This window comes from Arthrobacter sp. BPSS-3 (assembly GCF_044628475.1).
GTDB lineage: Bacteria > Actinomycetota > Actinomycetes > Actinomycetales > Micrococcaceae > Arthrobacter.
This window is the reverse complement of the sequence record NZ_JBIMMV010000004.1, coordinates 256687-277091: the sequence shown is the minus strand read 5'-3', so window position 1 is coordinate 277091 and position 20405 is coordinate 256687. Positions and strand designations below refer to the sequence as shown.

At 70.6% G+C, this 20405-nt stretch carries 18 protein-coding genes; 3 read left to right on the top strand and 15 right to left on the bottom strand.

What is annotated here, in order from left to right:
- Positions 1–147 precede the first annotated feature (147 nt).
- The 5 genes from rbfA to rimP all read right to left on the bottom strand — a co-directional run bounded on the left by rbfA (position 148) and on the right by rimP (position 6138).
- Positions 148–672, bottom strand: coding sequence for a 30S ribosome-binding factor RbfA (gene rbfA, locus ACFVY3_RS08710; protein WP_377972212.1), 525 nt, complete (start codon positions 670–672; stop codon positions 148–150).
- 321 nt (positions 673–993) lie between these two features.
- Positions 994–3837: a translation initiation factor IF-2 gene (gene infB / locus ACFVY3_RS08705; protein ID WP_400159432.1), complete on the bottom strand. Its 2844-nt coding sequence runs from the start codon at positions 3835–3837 to the stop codon at positions 994–996.
- Between the two features lie 152 nt (positions 3838–3989).
- Positions 3990–4328, bottom strand: coding sequence for a YlxR family protein (locus ACFVY3_RS08700; protein WP_400159431.1), 339 nt, complete (start codon positions 4326–4328; stop codon positions 3990–3992).
- Between the two features lie 215 nt (positions 4329–4543).
- Complete coding sequence (gene nusA / locus ACFVY3_RS08695; RefSeq protein ID WP_290258361.1) at positions 4544–5524, bottom strand: transcription termination factor NusA; 981 nt, start codon at positions 5522–5524, stop codon at positions 4544–4546.
- Positions 5524–6138 (bottom strand): ribosome maturation factor RimP, encoded by a 615-nt coding sequence (gene rimP, locus ACFVY3_RS08690; RefSeq protein WP_290258362.1) that lies wholly within the window; start codon positions 6136–6138, stop codon positions 5524–5526. Before rimP ends, nusA begins: the two co-directional genes overlap by 1 nt.
- Before the next feature lie 158 nt (positions 6139–6296).
- On the opposite strand from rimP, the gene ACFVY3_RS08685 reads away from it, so the two are divergent.
- The 3 genes from ACFVY3_RS08685 (at position 6297) to ACFVY3_RS08675 (ending at position 9331) form a co-directional block, all read left to right on the top strand.
- Positions 6297–7424, top strand: coding sequence for a DUF4439 domain-containing protein (locus ACFVY3_RS08685; protein WP_400159430.1), 1128 nt, complete (start codon positions 6297–6299; stop codon positions 7422–7424).
- A 114-nt stretch (positions 7425–7538) separates the two neighbouring features.
- The gene (locus tag ACFVY3_RS08680; RefSeq protein WP_290258364.1) at positions 7539–8270 is read left to right on the top strand and encodes a VIT family protein; all 732 of its coding nucleotides are present in this window, start codon (positions 7539–7541) and stop codon (positions 8268–8270) included.
- Between the two features lie 23 nt (positions 8271–8293).
- On the top strand, positions 8294–9331 hold the full coding sequence (locus ACFVY3_RS08675; RefSeq protein WP_400159429.1) for an aminoglycoside phosphotransferase family protein: 1038 nt from the start codon (positions 8294–8296) through the stop codon (positions 9329–9331).
- A 36-nt stretch (positions 9332–9367) separates the two neighbouring features.
- On the opposite strand, the gene ACFVY3_RS08670 is transcribed toward ACFVY3_RS08675, so the two are convergent.
- The 10 genes from ACFVY3_RS08670 to dxr form a co-directional block, all read right to left on the bottom strand.
- Entirely contained in the window at positions 9368–10816 is a 1449-nt protein-coding gene (locus ACFVY3_RS08670) for a pyridoxal phosphate-dependent decarboxylase family protein (RefSeq protein ID WP_400159428.1), read from the bottom strand.
- A 97-nt stretch (positions 10817–10913) separates the two neighbouring features.
- Positions 10914–11708, bottom strand: a complete 795-nt coding sequence (locus ACFVY3_RS08665) for a TSUP family transporter (RefSeq protein ID WP_290258367.1) — start codon at positions 11706–11708, stop codon at positions 10914–10916.
- A gap of 12 nt (positions 11709–11720) precedes the next feature.
- Positions 11721–13532 (bottom strand): proline--tRNA ligase, encoded by a 1812-nt coding sequence (locus ACFVY3_RS08660; protein ID WP_400159427.1) that lies wholly within the window; start codon positions 13530–13532, stop codon positions 11721–11723.
- A 491-nt stretch (positions 13533–14023) separates the two neighbouring features.
- Positions 14024–14911, bottom strand: a complete 888-nt coding sequence (locus ACFVY3_RS08655; RefSeq protein ID WP_400159500.1) for a GNAT family N-acetyltransferase — start codon at positions 14909–14911, stop codon at positions 14024–14026.
- Positions 14874–16040 carry a flavodoxin-dependent (E)-4-hydroxy-3-methylbut-2-enyl-diphosphate synthase gene (gene ispG / locus ACFVY3_RS08650; RefSeq protein WP_290258369.1) on the bottom strand — a complete coding sequence of 389 codons (1167 nt, stop codon included), beginning with the start codon at positions 16038–16040 and terminating at the stop codon, positions 14874–14876. Before ispG ends, ACFVY3_RS08655 begins: the two co-directional genes overlap by 38 nt.
- A gap of 48 nt (positions 16041–16088) precedes the next feature.
- Positions 16089–16382 (bottom strand): YciI family protein, encoded by a 294-nt coding sequence (locus ACFVY3_RS08645; RefSeq protein WP_290258370.1) that lies wholly within the window; start codon positions 16380–16382, stop codon positions 16089–16091.
- A gap of 50 nt (positions 16383–16432) precedes the next feature.
- Positions 16433–16987: a hypothetical protein gene (locus ACFVY3_RS08640; RefSeq protein ID WP_400159426.1), complete on the bottom strand. Its 555-nt coding sequence runs from the start codon at positions 16985–16987 to the stop codon at positions 16433–16435.
- On the bottom strand, positions 16984–17730 hold the full coding sequence (locus ACFVY3_RS08635; protein WP_400159425.1) for a MarR family transcriptional regulator: 747 nt from the start codon (positions 17728–17730) through the stop codon (positions 16984–16986). The genes ACFVY3_RS08640 and ACFVY3_RS08635 overlap by 4 nt, the downstream gene beginning before the upstream one ends.
- 87 nt (positions 17731–17817) lie before the next feature.
- Positions 17818–19149: a M50 family metallopeptidase gene (locus ACFVY3_RS08630; protein ID WP_400159424.1), complete on the bottom strand. Its 1332-nt coding sequence runs from the start codon at positions 19147–19149 to the stop codon at positions 17818–17820.
- An 11-nt stretch (positions 19150–19160) separates the two neighbouring features.
- Positions 19161–20375 carry a 1-deoxy-D-xylulose-5-phosphate reductoisomerase gene (dxr, locus tag ACFVY3_RS08625; protein WP_400159423.1) on the bottom strand — a complete coding sequence of 405 codons (1215 nt, stop codon included), beginning with the start codon at positions 20373–20375 and terminating at the stop codon, positions 19161–19163.
- Positions 20376–20405 lie beyond the last annotated feature (30 nt).

The following is a 20405-nucleotide window of genomic DNA, read 5'->3' as shown; positions in this document are numbered from 1 at the left end:
TGCCCCGGAGTCATGGTTCCATGGGACCCTCCGGGCGCCGGAGCGCCTAGGGTCCAAAGGCCCCGCGGGCGGCGGGCGGCCAGCCCCGGATACGCCTGCGGCCGGACCCGCGAACGGGTCCGGCCGGAGGTCCGGGGCGTGCCGGGACTACTTGTTGCTGTCCTCGTCGATGGCGCTGTCGGCGCGGAGATCGTGGTTCTCCTCGTCGAAGTCGTCCTCGTCAAAGTCCTCCTCGTCGAGCTCGACGTCGTCGGGGATGTCGCTCTTGTACGGGTCGGCGTCGCCGGCGTGCTTGGCGCCGGCCGCGAGGGCCGCCACCTCGGCGTCACGCTTCTTCGCCTCGCGCAGCAGTTCCTCGAGGTTGGAGGCCACCACAGGAATCTGGTCGGCGACGAACTCCAGGGTCGGAGTCAGCCGGACGGTGATGTTGCGGCCGACTTCCTGCCGGAGCACACCCTTGGCCTTCTCGAGGCCCTTGGCGGCATCGGCCTGCGCCGTCTCGTCGCCGAAGACTGTGTAGTACACCGTGGCGTGCTGCAGGTCATTGGTCACCCGCGCATCGGTCACGGTCACGCCTTCGAGCCGGGGATCCTTCACCCGTCGGCCCAAAGCCTCCGCAACCACAACCTTGATCCGCTGCGCCAACTTGGCAGCCCGTGCGGGATCAGCCATTTCCACTCCTAAAAATTTTGGATGTACGACTGCGCCGAAACGGTCGCCGTACAAGTGCCGGTTTGGTGCCACGCGCCTAAGTCAAGCCTACGACGGACTCCCGTTGGATTTTTTCCGGCGGCCTGGGAGTGGCATCCCAAGGTCGCAGCCGAGTGCCCCGATGCGAGCTTGCGAGCATTGGGAAGGCTGAGACCGCTGCCGGAGCTGGGCGGACGACGTCGTCAGACGTTGGCCGCCCAGCGCAGGGGCGGGGCCCCCACAACGGCGGAAAGGGCGGGGCCGCCGGAAAAAATCCAACGGCCCCACCCGCGAAGCAACGCCTTAGACGCGCGGCTTCTCGCGCATCTCGAAGGTCTCGATGATGTCGCCTTCGGTGATGTCGTTGTACGAGCCAAGACCGATGCCACACTCGAAGTCCGTGCGGACCTCGGTGGCGTCGTCCTTGAAGCGCTTGAGCGTCTCAACGGTGAGGTTGTCGCCGATGATCTTGCCGTCGCGGCTGATGCGGGCCTTGGCGTTGCGCCGGATGATGCCGGAGCGGACGATCGAGCCTGCGATGTTGCCGAACTTGGACGAGCGGAAGACCTCGCGGACCTCGGCCGTGCCCAGCTGGACCTCTTCGTACTCCGGCTTGAGCATGCCCTTGAGGGCTGCCTCGATGTCATCGATGGCTGCGTAGATGACGGAGTAGAAGCGCATGTCCACGCCTTCGCGGTCTGCCAGTTCGGCAACCCGCTCTGCGGGCTTGACGTTGAAGCCGATGATGACGGCGGAGTCGACCGTTGCCAGGTTGACGTCGTTCTGCGTGATCGCACCGACACCGCGGTGGATGACGCGGAGCTGGACACCCTCGCCGACGTCGATCTTGAGCAGCGCGTCTTCGAGGGCTTCCACGGCACCGGACACGTCACCCTTGAGGATGAGGTTGAGGGTGTCGATCTTGCCATCGGCGACGGCCTGGTCGAAGTCTTCCAGGCTGATGCGCTTGCGGCGCTTGGCCAGGGCGGCGTTGCGGTCGGCGGCTTCACGCTTCTCGGCGATCTGGCGGGCGGTGCGCTCGTCAGCGGTCACGAAGAAGGTGTCACCGGCGCGCGGGACGTTGGACAGACCCAGCACCTGGACGGGGCGGGACGGGCCGGCCTCGGTCAGGGCGCTGCCGTCGTCGTCGAACATCGCACGGACGCGGCCGTGGGCCGTGCCTGCCACGATGGTGTCGCCGACGTGCAGTGTGCCGGACTGGACCAGGACGGTTGCAACCGCACCGCGGCCCTTGTCCAGGTTCGCTTCGATCGCGATACCGCGGGCGTCCTTGTTCGGGTTGGCGCGCATGTCCAGGGCTGCGTCCGCGGTGAGCAGGACGGCCTCGAGCAGCTCGTCGATGTTGAGGTTCTGGCGTGCAGAGACCTCCACGAACATGGTGTCGCCACCGTACTCTTCCGGAACCAGGCCGTACTCGGTCAGCTGGCCGCGGACCTTGTCCGGGTTGGCGCCTTCCTTGTCGATCTTGTTCACGGCCACGACGATCGGCACGTTGGCCGCCTGGGCGTGGTTGAGGGCTTCAACGGTCTGCGGCATCACGCCGTCGTCCGCTGCGACCACCAGGATGGCGATGTCGGTGACCTTCGCACCACGGGCACGCATGGCGGTGAACGCCTCGTGGCCCGGGGTATCGATGAAGGTGATCTTCCGGTCGGTGCCCTCGTGGTTGTGGGTGACCTGGTAGGCACCGATGTGCTGGGTGATGCCGCCGTGTTCGCCCGCCATGACGTCGGACTTGCGGATGGCATCGAGCAGCCGGGTCTTACCGTGGTCGACGTGGCCCATGACGGTGACAACCGGAGGACGTGCCTCGAGTTCCTCATCGCCCTCGGCCTCAAGCTCGGCGTCGAAGTCGATGTCGAAGCCGGAGAGCAGTTCGCGCTCCTCGTCCTCCGGCGAGACGACCTGCAGCTTGTAGCCCAACTCCTCGCCGAGCAGCGCGAAGGTCTCTTCGTCCAGGGACTGCGTGGCCGTGGCCATTTCGCCCAGGTGGAAGAGGACCGTCACCAGTGCGGCGGGGTTTGCCTCGATCTTGTCGGCGAAGTCCGTGATGGACGAGCCGCGGCGCAGGCGCACCACGGTGTTGCCGTCGCCGCGGGGTACGCTCACGCCACCCAGCGACGGTGCGCTCATCTGCTCAAGTTCCTGGCGCTTTGCGCGCTTCGACTTGCGCTGCTTGCCGCGGCCTGCGCCGCCCTTACCGAAGGCACCCTGGGTGCCACCGCGTCCGCGGCCACCCTTGCCGAAGCCGCCGCCGGCCGGGGCGCCGCCGCCACCGGGACCGCCGGTGCCGGGAGCACCCGGACGGCCCGGGCCGCGGCCGCCGCCGGGACGGCCTGCACCGGCGGGTGCGGGACGCTCGGTGCGGTTGGGCATCATGCCCGGGGTCGGACGGTTTCCGCCGGCACCCGGACGGGCGCCGGGGGCACCGGCCGGACGCGGGGCGCCCGGACGGGGACCTGCAGCACCGGCGGGACGCGGTGCGCCCGGACGGGGTCCACCGGCACCGGCTGCGGGGCGGGGGCCGCCGGGGCGGTCGCCCTGGCTGCCACCCGGACGCGGCATCCCCTGGGACGGCGCGAACGGGTTGTTGCCCGGACGGGCGGTACGTTCGGAGTCGCCGCCACGGCCGCGGGGCATGCCCTGCGAGGTGGCGAACGGGTTGTTGCCCGGGCGGGGACCGCCGGGACGCGGCGCGGAGCCACCCTGGCGGGCCGGAGCGGCGGGCGCTTCAGCCTTGGGTGCCGGGCGTGCGCCGGGCTTGGCACCGGTGGACGGCGCGGCGGGAGCCTCGGCGGCCGGAGCGGCAGCCGGGGCTACCGGGGCGGGTGCCGACGGCGCCGGAGCGGCGGGGGCTACGGGAGCTTCGGCCTTGGGCGCGGCCGGTGCCGGCGCGGGGGCCGGGCGGTTGGCGGCGGGGCTGGCCTTGGGGGCGGACGCGGGCGCTTCGGTCTTGGAAGCGGCAGGCGCGTCGGGGAAGGCGTTGCGGAGTTTCCGCACCACCGGTGCCTCAATGGTGGAAGAGGCGGAGCGAACAAATTCGCCCAGTTCCTGCAGTTTTGTCACTGCATCTTTGGAAGTAATACCGAGCTCTTTGGCGAGCTCATGTACGCGGACCTTGGCCACATTTCTCCTGTCTCGGTCCGCACCGAGCCAGGCACGAACCGTCTACTTCTTACTGCGGGCCTCCGCCGCTGGTGCAGCTGAAAGGCCCATTGCAGAGCGCAACAAAGTTGTCATCGTTGCGTACTCATCGCTGGGAACTCATCGGGTTTCCATCAGTTTTCTGACCCGCTTTCAGGTTGGACGGTTGTTGCTGCGGCCACCGGAGGTGTCTGCAGCGTGCCTGCCAGGATCCGGCGTTCGACGTCGTCCGTTCCGGCGGCGCCGTTGAGGGCGCGTCCGAACGCACGGCGTTTGACCGCCAGTGCCAGGCACTTTTCGCTGGGGTGCAACCATGCACCCCGGCCTGCCATCCGGCGTCGTTCGTCGACCACGACGGCGGTTGACCCGCCGGCGCCGGCGACCAGCCGGAGCAGTTCCGACCGCGTTCCCTTCTTGCGGCACCCGATGCAGGTACGTTGCGGCTGATTCCCGAGCTGCTGAGTTTCTGCCACTGCGAGTATCTTCCTGCCGTAACCACCTGCCGGCCCGGGCACGTCCGCTGGGAAAGCCGCACGCGCCGAGGGCACAAGGATGCCGGCCCGAAGGCGCGGTCACTGTCTATTCTAGCCCTCCGGCGCCCCGGTCCCGAAACGGGCGGGGCCGGGGAAACGCCTTTCGGCCCCGGGCAGGGGCTGCGCCGGGGCCGAACGAGGGGATGCGGGAGGGACTACTTGTCCTTGTTCTCCGCGGCGTCCGAGACGATGTCGATCCGCCAGCCGGTGAGCTTGGCGGCCAGGCGGGCGTTCTGGCCCTCCTTGCCGATGGCGAGGGAGAGCTGGTAGTCCGGGACCACCACGCGGGCGGACCGGGTGGCCTCGTCCGTGATGGTGACCGAATTCACCCGCGACGGCGAGAGCGCGCTGGCTATAAAGGTGGCCGGATCGTCGCTGTAGTCGACGATGTCGATCTTTTCCTCGTTCAGCTCGGTCATCACGGCGCGGACGCGGGAGCCCATCTCGCCGATGCAGGCACCCTTGGCGTTGACGCCCGGGATGTTGGCCTTGACCGCGATCTTGGTGCGGTGTCCGGCTTCACGGGCCAGCGCCACGATCTCCACCGAGTGGTCCGCGATTTCCGGGACCTCGAGCTCGAAGAGCTTGCGGACCAGGCCGGGGTGGGACCGGGACAGCGTGATGGACGGGCCCTTGGTGCCGCGGTGCACGTCGATGACGAAGGCGCGGAGCCGGTTGCCGTGGATGTACTTCTCGCCGGGGACCTGTTCGGGCGGCGGCAGCAGCGCCTCCACCGTGCCGAGGTTCACCTGGATCATGTGCGGGTTGTTGCCCTGCTGGATGGTGCCGGCGACGAGTTCGCCCTCGCGGCCCTTGAACTGGCCCAGGACGTTGTCGTCCTCGGCGTCGCGCAGGCGCTGGAGAATGATCTGGCGGGCGGTGCTCGCGGCGATCCGGCCGAAGCCGGCGGGGGTGTCCTCGAACTCGCCGACGGGTTCGCCGTCGTCGTCGATCTCGGTGGCCCAGATGGTCACGTGGCCGCTCTTGCGGTCCAGCTCGGCGCGGGCCTTCTCGAAGGCGCCCGGCGTCTTGTGGTAGGCGACCAGGAGGGCCTGTTCGATGGTGGGGATCAGGAGATCCAGCGGGATTTCACGCTCACGCTCCAGGAGTCTCAGCGCGCTCATGTCAATATCCATTAGGCCTCCTCGGAAGGTCCATTGTCGTTCTCCAGCGGCGCCTCTTCGAGGTGGCTGAACTCTATCTCGACTTTTCCACTGCGGATCCTGTCGAAAGGAAGCTTCACGGGGTCGCCCTGCTTGGGCTTCATCCCCTTCTTGACGGCCAGCTCGGGCACCAGCGTCACGCCGGAGCTGTCCACGGACTGGATCCGGCCGGTGACGTTGTCACCCTGGATGACGTTGACGGTGACCATCCGGCCGCGGGCGCGGTGCCAGTGCCGCTCTTCGGTGAGCGGGCGGCCGACGCCGGGCGAGGACACCTCGAGCTCGTATGGCCGGGAATCCGTGCTGGGGTCCTCGTCCAGGATGTCCGAAAGGGTCTTGGAAATCTCCGCGATCACGTCGAGGCTGACGCCGCCGGTTTCCTCCTGGGGCAGGTCGACGACGACGTGGACCACCCGGTTGGCGCCGGCAATGTGAATGGAGACATCTTCCAGGTACAGCCGGTTGGCCTGGACCGCGGGGGCGAGGAGCGCATAGAGCCGCTCGGCCTCCAGGTTGTGTGCGGGGGCGGCGTCAGCCTTTCCCGATCCGGTCCGGCCTGTCGAAGTCGTGGCTTCTGCGTTGGTCATAATGCCGCCCGCCTCCTGCTAGATGATGTTGTGAGTACTAGCGTAGCGACAATCGCGGCCGGTGGCGCACTCCAGTTCCGGCCCGCGCACCGCCGTCGGGCCTCTCCGGGGCCCCCACCGCGGTGGCTCGCGGGCGGGCCGTGCCAAAATGGTCTGTTGTGAATGAGGAGACCAGCGGAGAACGACGGCGGGCCCGGCTGCCCCGGAACCTCCCCCGGCTGGCGTTGATCGTCGTCCTCGCCGTGGTGGTGCTGACTTTGGGGCTGGTGGTGCGCCCCGGCAAGCCCGCGGAACCGGCTCCGCCGACCGCGTCCGAGCGGGCCCTGGCCGCCGCCCTTACCGACACCCTGGAGCTCCGTTCCGACGCGGAACGGCTCCCCGAAGCGGGGACCGCCGCGGACGGCACTGTGAGTTTCCTGACAACCCAGGCCCGCGCCCTCTGGCGCCCCGGGGCGGCCACCCCTTCGGCATCCCCGTCTCTGGCGCCCTCCGGCGCGGCGTCCCCGGGCCAATCCCCCGCGTCTGCGTCCCCGTCCGCCGCGCCCATGACGGCCGCGTCGCTCGTCACCGCACTGGACGCCAGCGGACGGCAACGCCTGGCCGACGCCGCCGCCGCGGGCCCGGGGACGGCGCGGCTGCTCGCCTCGATCGGCACCGGCCAGCTGCTGCAGGCCTCCGCGTTGGCCGCCGCGACCGGCACGCCGGACCCGGCAGCGACGGGCGCCCCGGCGTTGGCCTCCTCTCCCGCCGCCCCAACCACCGATTCTGCGACCCCGTCCCCCTCGGCCTGCCCGACCGCCACGGATTCCTCCTCTGCCGCCCCCTCCGCGTCGGCGTCACCGGCGCCTGCGGACCTGGCGAACGCCCTCGCCGAGGTGATCAGCACCGAACGGGAAACCGTTTACGCTTACCAGGTGGCCCTCACGCGTCTGGACGGCCCCGGGGCCGCCGCGGCCTCCACCCGGCTGACCCGCCACGAGGCCCTCGCCGCGGCCGCCGAGGCGCTGGTCCGGCAGCACTGCGCGGCCGCTCCCCCGCGCCAGGCCGGCTACGCGCTGGACCCCGCGTTCCTGGCCTCGCCGGCGGCCGGGCTACGCGGGCTGGAGGCCGGCTCGCTGGCCGCCTACGCCGACCTGGTGGGCCTCAGCGACGGCAGCACCCGCCAGTGGGCCGTGTCCGGGCTGCTGGAGGCCGGCCGCCGCGCCGCCGCCTGGGGCGCCGCGCCGGAGCCGACCCCGGGCCTGTCGGTGGACCCCGCGGAACTGCCCACGCTGCCTGCACAATAGGCTGGCCGGGCGGGAAATAAGCCTGGATGTGCCACGATTCAGGGTAGGCGCGGCTTACTTTGCTTAGCCTCCGGATACTGGCAGTGGTTGCGGCCCTGATGGTTGGCTGTTCGCATGGAAACCAGCCAGGCACCCGTCCTTCAAGAAAATGAACCGCACCGCAACGACCTCGCGCACCGGCTTAACTGGCTGCGCGCCGGTGTCCTCGGTGCCAACGACGGGATCGTCTCGGTCGCCGCGATCGTGGTGGGCGTCGCGGGCGTGACCACCGACTCCGGCCCCATCCTGATCGCCGGTGCCGCCGGCGTCGTCGGAGGTGCTATCTCCATGGCCCTGGGTGAATACGTGTCCGTCAGCAGCCAAAAGGACAGCCAGGAGGCGCTGATCGAGAAGGAACGCCGTGAACTGGCCGAACAGCCCGAGGAGGAGCTCGCCGAGCTCACCGCCATCTACCAGGCGAAGGGCCTCAGCCCCGAAACCGCCGGCGCCGTGGCACGGGAACTGACAGCCCACGACGCGCTCGGCGCGCACCTCGCGGCCGAACTGAACATCGACGAGACCGACATCGTCAGCCCCTGGCACGCGGCCCTCGCGTCCGCCATCGCCTTCCTGGCAGGTGCCATCCTGCCGATGCTGGCGATCCTGCTGCCGCCGGAGAACATCCGCGTGCCGCTCACCTTCGCCGCGGTGCTGGTCGCCCTGGCCGCCACGGGTGCCGTTGGCGCCTGGATCGGCGGTGGCTCCAAGGGCAAGGCCGCGATCCGCGTGGTGATCGGCGGCGCCGCGGCGCTGCTGGCGACCTTCCTGATCGGCAACTGGCTGGGCGCGAGCGGCTTCGCCGGCTGAATCGCCGACACTACGCTGGGACGGTGACTTCGCCCAGCCCCGTCCCGATCCCCGCCGCCCTCACCCGCAGATACTCCCGGACCGCCGAGGGCCGCGCCTGGCTGGCGTCCCTACCGGGCGTGATCGCGGACGCCCTTGAGGCGTTTTCGCTGGTCCTTGACCTGGCGCCCGGCGCGGAACCGTGGAGCGGGCACTGCGCCGTGGTCGTCCCGGTGCGGCTGAACGACGGCGCGCCCGGTGTACTGAAGGCCGCCTACCCGCACGAGGAATACCGGACCGAACATCTCGCCCTCGGGCTCTGGGAGGGCCGGGGCGCGGTCCGGCTGATCGCCGCCGACCCGGAGGCGGGCGTGCTGGTGCTGGAGCGGCTGGAGGCTACCCGTTCGCTGCAGGAGGTGCCCCTGGCGGCGGCCACCGCGGTGTGGGGCGGCCTGGTCCGCCGGCTTTCGATCACCCCGGACGGCCGACCTGCGTGGCGCGGCTTCGAACAGGTCGCCGCCGTGGCCGAGCGGTGGAGCGACGAGTTTCCCGAGCGCTGGGAGGCCTTGGGCCGGCCCTTCCCCCGCTGGCTCCTGGAGGCCGCCCTGGAGGTCTGCCAGACCAGGGGCGTGGTGGGCCGGCGCTCCGGCGTCGACGTCCTGGTCCACGCCGACCTGCACTTCCTGAACATCCTGGCCCGTCCCGGGACAGCGGCCGGGTCAGGGCATCCGGACGATTACCGTGCCATCGACCCGCACCCGCTGGTGGGTGAGGCGGAGTTCGCGGTGGCGCCGCTGCTCTGGAACCGGCTGGCCGAATTGTCCGCCGCCGGTCCGGCCGCGGCGCTGCTGGAGCGCTGCCAGGAGTTCAGCGCCGCCGCGGGCCTCGACGGCGACGTCGCCCGGCAATGGGCCTTGGCGCGGGAAGTCGAGAATGCGCTCTGGTACACGGAGGAACGGAACGACGGCGGCCGGGTGCGCTCGCTCTGGGTCGCCAGCACCCTCGCCGGGCGGACCCTCGACGGGCTGCCCATGCCCGCCGACCTGCAGGTCCCGGGCGCCTCCGGCCCCTCCCGCGGCTAGGCAACAACGACGAGGTTGCCTAGCCAGGCGTCCGCGCTAGGTGCCCGCCTGCTCAGTCGCCTGCTCACCGGCGTCCCGGACCGCGGCAAGCGCGTCCCGGACCGCCGCCACAGCTGTGGCCACGTCGCCGTCGTCGGTGCTCCAGTTGCTCACCGAGATCCGCAGGATGTCCCTGCCCCGCCAGCGCGAACCGGACATCCAGACCCGGCCGTCGGCGATGATCCGGTCCGTTACCGCCCGGGTGGTGGCGTCATCACCGAAGGCCAGGGAGACCTGAGTGTAGACGACGTCGTTGAGCACCTCGACGCCCTCGAGCGCGGCCAGCGCCTCGGCCAGTTGGCGGGCACGGAGCACCAGCCCGCGGACCTGCCCGGCGACGCCGTCGCGGCCGAGGGACTTCAGCGCAGCCCAGACCGGCACGCCGCGGGCCCGCCGGGACAGCTCCGGCACGGTCTCGAACGGATCGGCGGCCCCGTCGGCGGCCTGGATGGGGTAGCTGGTGTGCAGGCCCATCGCCGCCCGGAGCGCGGTGACGTCCCGGACCACCGCGATCCCGCAGTCGTAGGGCACGTTGAGGGTCTTGTGCGCATCGGTCCCCCAGGAGTCTGCCCTGTCCAGCCCGTCGGTCAGGGCGGCCAGTTCCGGCACGGCGGCGGCCCAGAGACCGAAGGCCCCGTCCACGTGCACCCACGCGCCGTGGGACTTGGCGACGGCGATGGCCTCCCGGAACGGGTCGAAGGCACCCGAATGCAGGTTGCCGGCCTGCAGGCAGACCAGCAGCGGCACGGATCCGGTACCCGGACCACCCTCGGCAACCGCCGCCCCGAGGGCGCGGTCCAGGGCCGCCGGGTCGATCCGGCCCTCCGCGTCCGCCGGCACGGCGGTGGGCCGGCCGAGCCCGAGGTAGCGGAGCCCCAGGTCAATGGTGTCGTGGCGCTCGGCACCCGCGAAGCAGCGGATCCGCGGCGCGCCGGAGAGGCCGTCGGCGTCGGAGTCCCAACCGGCGTCCTGCAGCAGGCGCCAGCGCGCGGCGGCCAGGCCGGTGAAGTTGGCCATGGTGGCGCCGGTGGCGAACCCCACCCCCGACTCCTGGGGCAGGCCCAGCAGCTCGAGCAGCCACCGGCCCGCGGCCTCCTCGATGGCGGCGGTGGCGGGGGTGGCGAAACGGAGCCCGGCGTTCTGGTCCCAGGCGCTGACCAGCCAGTCCGCGGCCAGGGCGGCGGGCAGCGTCCCGCCGATCACCCAGCCGAAGAACCGGCCGGAGGGCATGGCCATCAGCCCGGGTTCGGCCTTTTCCGCGAGGTAGTCCACCACCTCGACAGCGGGGGTGCCGCCGGACGGGAGCGGGCCGCCGACGTCGGCCGCGAGTTCGGCGGCGCTCCGGGCGGGGCCGATGGGACGGGACTGCTGGCTCTCCAGCCACCGCCGGGCGTGCCCGGCCGCGGCGGCCAGGGCGTCGCGGTAGCGCTCACCGGGTGCTGACATAGCTGCATGCTACGCCCGGCCCCGCCACCGCGGCAGGGCCCTGCGGTCCCCGGGAGCCCGGCGCCCGGAGCCCGGCACGGAGCCCTTAGCCGAAGTCTCAGCCGAGGGTGTCGTGCCAGACGTCGGAGCCGAGCTTGATGATCAGCACGCCCACGACCACCAGGAACACGATCCGGATGAACTTGCTGCCCCGGCTGACGGCGGTCCGGGCACCGAGGTAGCCGCCGGCCATGTTGGCCCCGCCGAGGACCAGACCCAGGCCCCAGAGCAGGGAGCCGTGCGGCAGGAAGAACAGCAGGGCTCCGGCGTTGGTGGCCATGTTGACGATCTTCGCCTTGGCGCTGGCCTCGAGGAAGGCGTAGCCCATGGCGGACACCAGCGCGATGATCAGGAAGGACCCCGTTCCGGGGCCGATCATGCCGTCGTAGAACCCGATGACGCCGCCGATCAGGCAGGCGATGACGTAGTGGCGGTGCCCGTTGTGGCGCAGCTTGGTCAGCTCGCCAACGTTGGGCCGCAGCGCCGTAAACAGGGCCACGGCCACCAGCGCGGCTACGATGATCGGTTTGAAGACGCTCGCCGGCAGGGTGGCGGCCAGGATCGCCCCGCCGAAGCTGCCAGCCAGGGCGATCACCGCCATGGGGATGGCGGTGCGCAGGTCCGGCCGCACCCGGCGGTAGTAGGTCACCGCGCTGGTGGTGGTGCCGAAGATGGAGCCCATCTTGTTGGTCGCCAGCGCCTGCACCGGGCTGATGCCCGGCACCAGGAGCATGACCGGCAGCTGGATCAGTCCCCCGCCGCCCACGACGGCGTCGATCCACCCGGCGGCGAAACCGGCCACCACCACCAGGATCAGGGTGGTGAGCTGGATTGATTCAAGACCCGAAAGCATCCCCGGGGCGGGTCAGGCGTTGCGGACGGCGTTGAGCACGTGGTCGACGGCCCGGTCCACGGCGATGTTCTCGGCAGCGCCGCTGCGGCGGTCCTTGATCTCGACGACGCCGTCCACCAGGCCGCGGCCGACGGCCAGGATGGTGGGCACGCCGACGAGTTCGGCGTCGCCGAACTTCACGCCCGGGGAGACCTTGGGACGGTCGTCGTAGATGACCTCGAGGCCGGCGGCCTCCAGTTCGAGCGCGAGTTTCTCGGCGGCGGCGAAGATCTCCTCGCCGCGTCCGACGGCGACGACGTGTACGTCGGCCGGGGCGACGGCGCGGGGCCAGACCAGGCCCTTCTCATCGTGGTTGGATTCGGCCAGGGCCGCCACCGCGCGGGTGACGCCGACGCCGTAGGAGCCCATGGTGACGACGACCTGCTTGCCGTTCTGGTCCAGGACCTTGAGGTCCAGGGCCTCGGCGTACTTGCGGCCAAGCTGGAAGATGTGGCCCATTTCGATGCCGCGGGCGGTTTCCAGCGGGCCGGAGCCGTCCGGGGCGGGGTCGCCGGCGCGGACTTCGGTGGCCTCGATGACGCCGTCCCAGCCGAAGTCGCGTCCGGCCACCAGGCCGAAGACGTGCTTGCCGGCCTCGTTGCCGCCGGTGATCCAGGCGGAGCCGCTGACGACGCGGGGGTCCACCAGGTAGAGCAGCTTCGACGCGCCCTCGGAGCCGAGCAGCGGGGCGTCCAGGGACATGCCCGGGCCGATGTAGCCCTTGACCAGCAGCGGCTGCTTCTTGAGGTCTTCCTCGTTGGCGGCCTCGAGGGTGATCTCACCGGCGATCGGCAGGAAGGACCCGATGGTGGCCTCGACGCGCTTGAGGTCCACGCCGCGGTCGCCGGGGACGCCGATGACGACGAGCTGGCGCTCACCGGTGGGCAGCGTGACGGCGAGCACGACGTTCTTCAGCGTGTCCGCGGCGGTCCAGGCGCCGCCGTCGGCTTCGCTGCGGGGCGCCAGGGTGTTTGCGGCCGCCACGAGGGTGTCGATGGTGGGGGTGTCCGGGGTGTCGCGGACCTCGGCGGCGGGGGCGTTGGTGAAGTCGATCTCCGCGGGAACCACGGTGGTGACGGCCTCTACGTTGGCCGCGTAGCCGCCGGCGGACCGGACAAAGGTGTCCTCACCGATCTCGGTGGGGTGCAGGAATTCCTCGCTCTTGGACCCGCCCATGGCGCCGGCCGTCGCGGTGACCGGGACGACCTCGAGGCCGAGGCGCTCGAAGATCTTCAGGTAGGCGCCGCGGTGTGCGGCGTAGCTGGCGTCCAGGCCGGCGTCGTCGACGTCGAAGGAGTAGGAGTCCTTCATGATGAACTCGCGGCCGCGGAGCAGGCCTGCCCGGGGGCGTGCCTCGTCGCGGTACTTGTTCTGGATCTGGTAGATGCTCAGCGGCAGGTCCTTGTACGACGAGTACAGGTCCTTGACCAGCAGGGTGAACATTTCCTCGTGCGTGGGGGCCAGCAGGTAGTCGTTGCCCTTGCGGTCCTTGAGCCGGAAGATGCCCTCGCCGTACTCGGTCCAGCGGTTGGTCGCCTCGTAGGGCTCCTTCGGCAGCAGCGCCGGGAAGTGGACCTCCTGGGCGCCGATCGCCGTCATCTCCTCGCGGATGATCTGCTCCACCCGGCGCAGGACGCTCAGGCCCAGCGGCAGCCAGGTGTAGATGCCGGGGGCCGCGCGGCGGATGTAGCCGGCCCGGACCAGCAGCCGGTGGCTGGCCACCTCGGCGTCGGCGGGGTCTTCACGGAGGGTGCGCAGGAACAGCTGGGAGAGTCGAAGGACCACTGGAGGGGTATCCGTTTCTGAGAAATGCGGGGCCTCCGGGGAGGCACGAAATGTCCAGCTACCAATCTACCGTCTCGCCGCGGCGCGGGTTCCCGGACGACGAGGGTTCCCGGGGCGGCATGTGTGCGGGTGGCATGTGTCCGGGCGGGAGGCGTCAGGGAATGGGAAGGGCCGCGCCCCGGCGTGGAAGCCCCTGGCCGTTTCCGGCTGGTCATCCGTCGTGGCGCGGCCCCGCGACCCCAGTGCCGCTTTTATCAAGGCTGTTAACCCTGGCCCGAGCCTGCCCTTCCGGGCGGCTGCGGGGCCAGTTGGTGGTTTCCCCCTGAGACCGCTCGCGCCTTCTCGGCGCGGCTAGCTAGAACCTATGTGATCCCCGTCGCCAAAACAAGAGTGTGCCCTTATATTTTTGTCACAAGTCGGTGACATGACGTGTCTCGGGCGGGGTGGAACGGCACCGTCCTAGAAGAGCGCGGTTTTAGAAGAGCACGGTCTTAGAAAAGCACCGTCGCGAAGCTGCCGGCCTGTTCGAAGCCCACCCGTTCGTAGCTGGCCCGGGCACGGACGTTGAAGTCGTTGACGTAGAGGCTGGTCACCGGAGCGAGCCGCTGGGCCAGGAGCACGACGGCAGCCATGTACCCGGCGCTAAGGCCGAGCCCGCGGTGGGTGGGGTTCATCCACACGCCCTGGACCTGCGTGACGGCGGATGTGACGGCGCCGAGTTCGGCCTTGAAGATGACCTCGCCGTCGGGCCCGAGGTGGACCATGGAGTGCCCGGCCCGGATCAGCCCCTTGATCCGCCGGCTGTAGAACTCGCGGCCGCCGAGGTAGGGCGAGTAGCCCACCTCCTCCTCGAACATAGCGGCGCAGGCGGGGAGGATGCGGTCGAAGTCGGCCATCTGCCCGAAGCCCAACGCCGGATTGGGCTCGATCAGCGGCGTGCCGCTGATGGTCATGAGCGGTTGGTCCGCCCTGATCTCCTGGGCGGTGTGCCCGAGGTCCTCCATGGCCGCGTGCAGCGCCAGTACGGCCTCGGCGGGGCCGAAGATGGAGGCGTAGCGGCGACCGGCGCGGTGTGCCGCGGCCGCGATGAGGGGTGCGAGGTCGGCATCCAGTTCGACCGGCACCAGGTTGGCCCCGGCCCAGCAGGCCGAGACGAGGGCCCCGCCGTCGAACACGCCGAGGATGCTGGCGCCGCCGGCGGTTGGCGCGGCGGTGCCGGTGGATTCGAGGTGGGACAGGATGAAGACGTTCGCGACGGGGTCGCGCCGCGCGAGATCGCGGAGGGCGCCGGTGTCGCCGGCGCCGAGGAGGCGGACGGCGGCACCGGCCTGGGTACCGTCCTTACGAAACGCTAACCACGGGGCCACCCTTGACAGCATCTTCGCCATCGGCTTCCCCCATCTCTTCGGCGAGGCGCATGGCCTCTTCGATCAGTGTCTCAACGATCTGGTTCTCGGGGACGGTCTTGATGACCTCGCCCTTGACGAAGATCTGGCCCTTGCCGTTGCCGGACGCCACGCCGAGGTCCGCCTCGCGGGCCTCGCCGGGTCCGTTGACCACGCAGCCCATGACGGCCACGCGCAGCGGCACCTCCATGCCCTCCAGGCCGGCGGTGACTTCCTCGGCGAGGGTGTAGACATCCACCTGGGCGCGTCCGCAGGACGGGCAGGAGACGATCTCGAGCTTGCGGGGGCGCAGGTTCAGCGACTGCAGGATCTGGTTGCCCACCTTGACCTCCTCCACCGGCGGGGCAGAGAGGGACACGCGGATGGTGTCGCCGATGCCGCGGGAGAGCAGCGCGCCGAAGGCGGTGGCGGACTTAATGGTGCCCTGGAAGGCGGGGCCGGCCTCGGTCACGCCGAGGTGCAGGGGCCAGTCGCCCTTTTCCGCGAGCATCTCGTAGGCGGCCACCATGACGACGGGGTCGTTGTGCTTGACCGAGATCTTGAAGTCGTGGAAGCCGTGCTCCTCGAACAGCGAGGCTTCCCAGACGGCGGACTCGACGAGCGCCTCCGGGGTGGCCTTGCCGTACTTCTTCATGATGCCGGGCTCCAGCGAACCGGCGTTGACGCCGATCCGGATGGAGGTGCCGTGGTCCTTGGCGGCGCGGGCGATTTCCTTGACCTGGTCATCGAACTTGCGGATGTTGCCGGGGTTGACCCGGACCGCTGCGCAGCCGGCCTCGATCGCGGCGAAGACGTACTTCGGCTGGAAGTGGATGTCCGCGATCACCGGGATCTGCGACTTCTTCGCGATGATGGGCAGCGCCTCCGCGTCGTCGGCGGAGGGGCAGGCCACGCGGACGATGTCACAGCCGGAGGCTGTGAGCTCGGCGATCTGCTGAAGGGTGGCGTTGATGTCCGTGGTCGGCGTGGTCGTCATGGACTGCACGCTGATCGGGAAGTCGGAGCCGACGCCGACCGAGCCGACCTTGATCTGGCGGGTTTTCCGGCGCGGGGCAAGAACGGGGGGCGGTGCCGACGGCATTCCGAGGCTGACCGAGGTCACGGGGACTCCTCTGGGATCGAAGCGTAGTGCGAAGGGTGGGCGGGCCGCTTAGGCGGAGTGGCCGGCCAGCAGGCCGGTCACCGGCGCCCAGGCCGTGGTGCGGATACCGGAGATGGCGCTGGCGGCGGCGAACGGGTCCTGCTTGAGCAGCTCGCTCAGGGCCTGCTCGTCGGCTGCCTTGAGGATCAGCAACGCGCCGGCGCCGTCGGAGTACGGGCCACTGGCCAGCAGGGTGCCGTCCTCGGCCAGGCCGGCGGTCCATTCCCGGTGGGCGGGTCGGGCGGCGGCGCGGGATTCGGCGGACTCGGCGTCGTAAACGTACTCAACAGCAAAAACAGTCATACCGCTACCCTATCCCCCAGTCCACCGGGTTCCCATCCATCGGCCCGGTTTCAGGCCTGCAGCAGAACCCTCGCCAGCGCGGCCACGCCGGCGGCCCACAGCATCGAGGTGAGGGTGCCGATGATGAACCTCTCGGCCGCGACCGGGGTTTCCTTCAGTTCGGCGAACCGGCCCAGGCCCTTGATGGCGACCACATAGGCGATGGCCACGGGCTGCCCGGCCAGGATGGCGAGGGCGACGGCGAGGCGTTCCAGCACGCCGATGATCGCCCCGCCGCGCAGGATGCGGGTGCCGACGGCGGCCGCCGGGACGGGCGCGGGGGCTGGGGTCTCGGGGGTTGGAGTCTCAGTGCTTGCTGCGGCCGGGATTGCCGGGGTTCCGGCGGCCGTGGTTACAGCCCCGTCCGAGGGATCGTCGCTCCAGCCGGGACCGGCGTCGGAGTCGCTCCAGCCGGGACCGCCGTCGGCGTCGTCAACCGCGTCGGCCGACTGCCCGGCGTCGGCCCTGTCGTCGATGGTGCGGGCCAGGCGGAAGACCAGGGCGGTAACCGGCCAGCCGGCAAAGCCCGCAATCAGCAGCGCCAGTGTGATCCAGAGGGCGTTCACCGGTCTCCTTCGCTCGGGGTGCGCGCGGCGTGGCCGTCCGCGCCCGCGGTCTGGCCGTCGGCCAGGGCCAGCAGCATTTCCGCCGCGGGCCGTGCCGCCCATTCTTCCTGCCAGCGGGAGCGAAGCAGGGCACGGCTCACCGACTGCTCCGTGATTCCCAGCGCGGCGGCGGCGGCCTTCTGGCTGCCGTGGGTGCCGGCGCGCCCGTCGCGGACGTCACGCAGCGCGTCCACCACCTTCCACTGGGCCGCGGTCCGGTCCTGGACCAGGCGGCCGATCAGCCGCAGGACCGCCTCGGCATTGGCAGCCTCCCGCTCTCCCGGCGGCGCGGCCGGTGTCCCGGCGGCGCCGTCTCTGGAGCCGGCCGGACGGGAGGCCGCCCCGCGGCGTGGGGTCCCCGCGGTGCCGGCTTCGACGGCGAGGGGGACATGCCCGGCGGCCTTGGCCCGCTCCACCGCGAGCCGGGCCGCCACGAACGCCGGCCCGGAGCCCTCACGGGGGCTGGCAGGCAGCGGCTGGTCCACGGCCCCGACGCCGATTCCGACATACCAGTGGCCGTCGCGAAGGACATGCAGGGCGGTGTCCACCGCCTCGGCCGGCGACTGCAGCACCCCCTGCAGCTCGTCGCCGACGGAGCGTTCGAAGGTGGCTCCGGGGACCAGCCGGGCCAGCGCCGCCAGCAGCCCGGGAACCCGATCCACATCGGTGCTGCTGCCGCGCTGGTCGATCGTCAGGACGTACATACCGCAACCCTAGGCGGCTGATTCATAAAGATCAACCATCTAAAGCTGATTATCAAAAATCAGTTCAAAATGGCTTAGTAGCGGGAATCAACCGAAAAGGTTCACCGGTTTGACGATGTCCGCGTAAATCAGCAGCGCTGACATGCCCATCAGCAGCGCCGCCACCACGTACGTCACGGGCAGCATCTTGGCGATGTCGAACGCCCCCGGATCCGGGCGGCCGAAGAGCTTGGCGATCCGGCGCCGGACACCCTCGTACAGCGCGCCCGCCACGTGGCCGCCGTCGAGCGGCAGCAGCGGGACGAGGTTGAAGACGGCCAGGGCGAAGTTCAGCCCGGCGAGCAGGCCCACCAGGGTGGCGAGCCGACTCTGCAGCGGCACCTGTTCCATGGCGGCGACCTCGCCGGCCACCCGGCCGACGCCCACCACGCTGATCGGGCCGTTGGGATCCCGTGGCTCCGAACTGAAGGCCGCCTGCGCCACGCCCACCACGCGGGCCGGGAGGTTCAGGACGACGCCGGCGATCTGCTTGATGTTCTCCCCCGCCATCGGAAGCACCGCCGAGGCCGGCTGCTGCACCAGCGCCGATTGCGGGCCGATGCCGAGGAAGCCGACGTCCTGGTAGCGGAGCTTGCCGTCCGCGTCCTTGGCCTGGCGTCCGTCGGCGCCGACCACCGGGCGGGAGGAGAGCACCGGGGTCACCGTGGTGGTGACGGGGGCGCCGTCGCGCTGGACCGTGACGCTCACGGTCTTGCCGGCCGATGCCCGGATCCAGCCGGTGAGCTCGTCCCAGTTGGTGACCTGCCTGCCGTCGAAGGAAGTGATTGTGTCGCCCGGTTTCAGTCCGGCGGCGGCCGCGGGGGTGAGCTTGCAGTCCTGCGAGTTCGGGTCCACGGTTTCCCCGGCCTTGACCTGGCACTTGGAGACGTCGGCGATGGTGGTGGTGGAGCCCGCCACGCCGAAGCCCATCAGCAGCACGGCCGTCAGCACGAGGCCGATCAGCAGGTTCATGGCCGGGCCGCCGAGCATGATGATGATCTTCTTCCAGACCGGCAGCCGGTAGAACACCCGGTCCCGGTCGTCGGGGCCGATCTCCTCGTGCGCCAGCGACCGCGCGTCGGCCGCCAGGGACTGGAACATGCCGGTGCTGGAGGCCCGGACGGTGCCGTCTTCCGGGTTGGGCGGGTACATGCCGATCATCGAGACGAAGCCGCCGAGCGGGATGGCCTTGACGCCGTATTCGGTCTCACCGCGGCGCCGCGACCAGAGGGTCGGGCCGAAGCCGATCATGTATTTGGTGACGCGGACCTTGAACAGCTTGGCCGGCACCAGGTGGCCCACCTCGTGCAGGGCGATGGACACGGCGATGCCGATCACGACAAAGACGACGCCGAGGATGAAGAGGAGAACGGGGCTCATGCTGGGTCTGGCTACTTCCTGGGCACGGACTGGCTGGGGGTGGCGGGGGTTCCTACGGCCAAACGCTCGAGGGTCCGCACGCGTGCCCACGTTTCAGCATCCAGCACGGCCTCGACCGTCAGCCCGGAGGATCCTGTGTGCTCGCTGAGGACGGCCTCGACGGTGTCCACGATGTCGGGAAAGCGGATCCGGCCGGCGTGGAAGGCCATCACGGCTTCCTCGTTGGCGGCGTTGAAGACCGCCGGGTAGGTGCTGCCGCGGCGGGCGGCGTCCTTGGCCAGGCCGACGGCGGGGAACGCGCCGGCGTCCAGCGGTTCGAACGTCCAGCTGGTGGCCCGGGTCCAGTCGCACGGGGACGCGGCGCCGGGAACCCGGTCCGGCCAGCCGAGGCCCAGGGCGATCGGCAGGCGCATGTCCGGCGGGGAGGCCTGGGCGATGGTGGATCCGTCGGTGAACTGCACCATCGAGTGCACCACGGACTGCGGGTGGACCACGACGTCGATCTTCTCCAGTGGGATGTCGAAGAGCAGGTGCGCCTCGATCACTTCCAGGCCCTTGTTGACCAGGGTGGCGGAGTTGGTGGTGACCATCAGGCCCATGTCCCAGGTGGGGTGGGCCAGGGCGTCCTGCGGGCTTACGTCCAGCAGCTCGGCCCGGGTCCGGCCGCGGAACGGACCGCCGGATGCCGTCAGGACCAGGCGGTCCACCTCGGCGGCGGTGCCGGAGCGCAGGCACTGGGCGATGGCGGAGTGTTCGGAGTCCACCGGGACGATTTGGCCCTCGCGGGCGGCGGCCTTGACCAGGGCGCCGCCGACGATCAGGGATTCCTTGTTCGCCAGGGCGAGCGTGGCGCCGGCCTTCAGGGCGGCGAGGGTGGGTGCCAGGCCGATCGAGCCGGTGATGCCGTTGAGGACGACGTCGGCGGGGATCTCCGCGATCCGGGTGGCGGCGTCCGGGCCGGCGAGGATCTCCGGCCGGTAGCCGGTCACACCGGCAGCGCGCGCGGCGTCGTCGATCAGGCGCTGCAGCCCGGCAGGGTCACCGGCGGCGATGCCGACGGCGCGGGCCCGGGTGTGGACCGCCTGCCGGGCCAGGAGTTCAAGGTTGCCGCCGCCCGCGCTGAGCGCCACGATCTCGAACCGGTCGGGCGCCCCGTCGACGACGTCGATGGCCTGGGTACCGATGGACCCGGTGGATCCGAGGAGGACAATGCTGCGCGGCTTCATGCCTCCAGTATCCCGCACCGGCACTGCCCC